Raw genomic sequence first — 3,717 nt, forward strand, 5'->3', positions numbered from 1 at the left:
CACGAAGATTGACAGTGTCGAAATCCGCTGGCCTTCGGGCGCAGCCGATGTCCTGCACGATCTGCCGGCAGACCAGTTGTATTCGGTTCTCGAAGGCAAGGGCGTTGTTCCCGCCGACTCGATCCGCCCGCGGTCGCCCGCCCAGTGAGTGGAGCTGTGACTTCAGGGTATTAGTTATTTGTCCTGCGCTGCTGGGCGCTCGTCGCGAAGATCGCTGGCAAAGAACTCGTCCACCCGGCGCCAGGCATCGCGCAGCACGTGTTCGCGGGTGAAGTAATGAAATTCTCCCGGGTAAACCATGAATTGAACCAAATCGCCCTTGTTTTTCTTCAGCACCTCATCCATGAGCCGAATTGACTCGATAAAGGGCACATTCACATCTGCCGTGCCGTGCAGCACCAGCAGAGGCCGCGCCAGGCGGTCAATGTGCGAAAGCGGCGACGCGTTTGCGTAAACCTGCGGATTCTCTTCCGGCGTCCCGATTCGCCCCACCGTCCAATCGTTGTGGTAGGGGTCGTTGTAGTACATGACGTAATCCACCACCCCGGCGACGTCTACTCCGGCGCGGAAAAGCGTAGGCTGGTCGGTCATCGCAATCAGCGTGAAAAAGCCGCCATAACTCAACCCCCACACGCCAATGCGGTCGGGATCCACGTAAGGCAGCGTTTTCAGATAATTCGCCCCCATCCACGCATCTTTCGCGTCCTTGCCGCCCACGTCCATGTACACGCCGTTGCGCCAGTCGCGGCCATAGCCGATGCTGCCCCGGTAGTCGGGCGCAAACACCACGTAGCCTTCCTGCAGCAGATACTGGTGAAAGCTGTAATACACCGCATAGTTCCGCTGCACGTGCCACCCGTCGTAGTTCTGGTTAATTCCATCGCCGTGAATCCAGATGATGGCGGGATGCTTCTTGTTGCGGTCGAGGTTCTTGGGAACAAAGAGCCAGCCCGGCACCATCTGCCCGTCAGCGCCGGGATAGCGCACGAACTGCGGCGCAACCAGCGAGCTGCGGTCAATGCTCGAGGGCATGGAATCAGAAAGCCGCGCCGCCTTAGCGCCTGCCGTTGCGTCCATCACGTAGAGGTCGGCGGAATTCTGAACGTCGGTGTGCTGATAGACCAGACGCCGGTCATCCTCTGACCAGCGCGGCGCGATGTTGGTGCCGCTTCCTGTCGTGATGTATTCAATTTTCGCCTGCCGCGGATCCTTGCCCAGGGTTGCAATTCCCAGCCGCCGGTCGCCCGAGTGGTCCGGTTCATTGGCATCGAACGCAATGCGCGTGCTGTCGTGCGACCACGCCGGCCGCCATGCTTCGAAGCGGCCCCTGGTGATCTGCACCGCCTGCCCGCCTGCCGTGGGAATGACATATATGTGGTCCCATCCGTCCTGATCACTCAAAAAGGCGATCCAGCGGCCATCGGGCGAGGGTACCGGCTCCGGTCCGGCCTCCCAATCGGGAAGGCTCCAGAAGTCCTTCTCCACATTCTCGTGGACGGCGCGCGTGGAGCCATCTTTGGCATCGGCCACATAGATGGTCCGCCGCTTGTAATGGTCGGACTGCCGGGCAAATGCGAGGCGACTCGTGTCCACCCACGCCAGCGCGTCATATCTGCCTCGCGTCCCTACGGCGACCGCTTTCCCTCCCGCTGACGAAACCACCATCAGCTGGCCCGGCTGATATTCCTCCACCGAATAAATGAGTTTGGCGCCGGAATAATCCGGCGAAACATTGTGATGAACAATCTTCGCGCCGCTGATGTAAGCGATGTGCGCTCCGTCCGGCGCCCACAGCGGCCGGTTGATGCTGACCGCGTCCTGTGCCACCCGAGTTTCAGTTCCGTCGCTGAGCGAGCGCACCACCAGTTCGTCATCATCATCGGCAGCGTCTCCGCCGCGAACCAGCGCTACGCGAGTGCCGTTTGGCGAAAGCGCAAAGCCACGCTCTCCTGACTTTCCCTTCCACACCGGTTGCGGCTCTCCCCCGGCAACTGCCGCCTGCCAGAGGCTGCCATCGCGCTCGAAATGTACGGTCTTACTGTTGTGATTCCAGAACGCATTTCCCAGGTGTCCATCTGTGAACTTCGTCAGCGGAGCGGGTTCACCCGAACCGTCAGCGCCGGCAAGGTAGAGATTGGTTACTCCCGCGCGGTCCCACAGGAAGGCAACATGGCTCCCATCCGGCGACCACACCGGATCCGAAGGATGCTTGATGTCCATCAACTGCTCAATGCTGAGCCGCCTCGAAACGCTGCTCTGCTGGGCGAAAGTGCTTCCCGCTCCTGCCAGGGACAACAGCAACACCAGGACCGCGAACCGCCGCATGGATGGCATCATGGGACCCTCAGAATTTGGGGATTGTAAATGCGGCCCGGCCGGCGCGCATCTTTTCTGCACACCGGCCGGGCTTGGGATAGGCCGTAACTCAAGGCGTTGGGATTAGAAATTCACCTTCAAACCGAACCTCGCGATGAATGGATTCACCGTGTTGGACGGGAAGAGAAACGACGGGCCGAAAGTGTTGACCTTAGAGATAATGGTTTGGCTGTTGGTTATGTTAAACAGATCAACCAGCGGTTCCACGTGCCACCGGTCGGCGAAGGCGAAGTCGCGCGACAAGCGCAGGTTGAGCAGATTGACGCTGGGCAAGCGGATGTTTCCTGCAGGCTCCAGGATCACAGTCTCCGGCCCCTGGTTCAGCCCGTTGAACACGTTCACCGGCTGAATCGGATACCCGGTGTAGTGCTGGAAATTCACGCTGGTGCCGATTTTCCACGGCATCTCGTAGGTGCTGTCCACCTTGAACACGTAGGTGGAATCGAGGTTGAGATAGTTGTTGCGCCGGTTGATGTCGAGGTTGGGATCGGCAAAATTCTCGCCGAAAATGGCATCATCCGAGCTGATCGTGGAAGCGGTACTGCCGGCAAAAGAGACGCCCTTCTGCCGCTGGACCGTGAAGCCCGCCAGCAGCTGCCAGCGGTGGGAAAGACGCTTGACGGCGTCGAACTCCACCCCGTGGTAGGCGTTGTCGTTCATTTCCGCAATGTTGGTCATCAGGATATTGAACTGCCCCACCTTGGCTGGAGCGAGATTAAAGAGCGTGAGCGGTTGATTGGTTATCGGGTTGGTGAAGCCGGTGACCGGAGTGTAGTCGGAAGGCGAAACTGCCGTGTTGGTCAGTCCGATCAGATTCTTCTTGCTGCGATAGAAATAGGAGGCGCTGACCCGCAGGTCGCTCCACAATTGGTGCTCATAGGAGACGCTGAACTCGTTGGTGTAAGGACGGCTCATGTGAGGATCAATGTGCGTGCTGGTTCCGCCAAACGCAAAAATCAGATTGGCCGGATTCTTCCACTCGTTGACTTGTGGAATGCCATCGTGGTTGCTGTCAGTCCAGGTGAAGCCCTTCCCAGCGAATCCCACGGGATTGACCGTTTCCACCAGGCCCGTCCCTTCCATCTTGTAGAACCGTCCGTAGCTGAAGCGCAGCACGGAATTGCCTTTACCGCTGGGATCCCATGCAATCCCGATGCGCGGTGAGACATTGTTCCAGTCAATCAGGTTCCCCGAAGCCGGATATTTGGTCGGCGGGAACAGGTCGGGGAAGGTCAGGTTGGGAGAAGTAGATTGCGCCGGGTAGTAGCTGATGAACCGGTCGTAGCGTAGTCCCAGGTTCAGCGTCAACCGCTGCCGGATAGTCCAGGCGTCCTGCAGGTA

The 3,717-nt window shown here is 59.2% G+C and carries 3 protein-coding genes; 1 reads left to right on the forward strand and 2 read right to left on the reverse strand.

Going from position 1 to position 3,717, the window contains the following annotated elements:
• The first annotated feature begins 7 nt into the window (after positions 1-7).
• On the forward strand, positions 8-148 hold the full coding sequence (locus VFI82_07010) for an ASPIC/UnbV domain-containing protein (protein ID HET7184417.1): 141 nt from the start codon (positions 8-10) through the stop codon (positions 146-148).
• A gap of 26 nt (positions 149-174) precedes the next feature.
• On the opposite strand, the gene VFI82_07015 is transcribed toward VFI82_07010, so the two are convergent.
• Together VFI82_07015 and VFI82_07020 are read right to left on the reverse strand one after the other, a co-directional pair.
• On the reverse strand, positions 175-2,337 hold the full coding sequence (locus VFI82_07015) for a prolyl oligopeptidase family serine peptidase (GenBank protein ID HET7184418.1): 2,163 nt from the start codon (positions 2,335-2,337) through the stop codon (positions 175-177).
• 102 nt (positions 2,338-2,439) lie between these two features.
• Positions 2,440-3,717, reverse strand: a 1,278-nt coding sequence (locus VFI82_07020) for a TonB-dependent receptor (protein ID HET7184419.1), incomplete at its 5' end; no start/stop codon positions are given.

The organism is Terriglobales bacterium, assembly GCA_035691485.1.
GTDB lineage: Bacteria > Acidobacteriota > Terriglobia > Terriglobales > Acidobacteriaceae > JAIQGF01.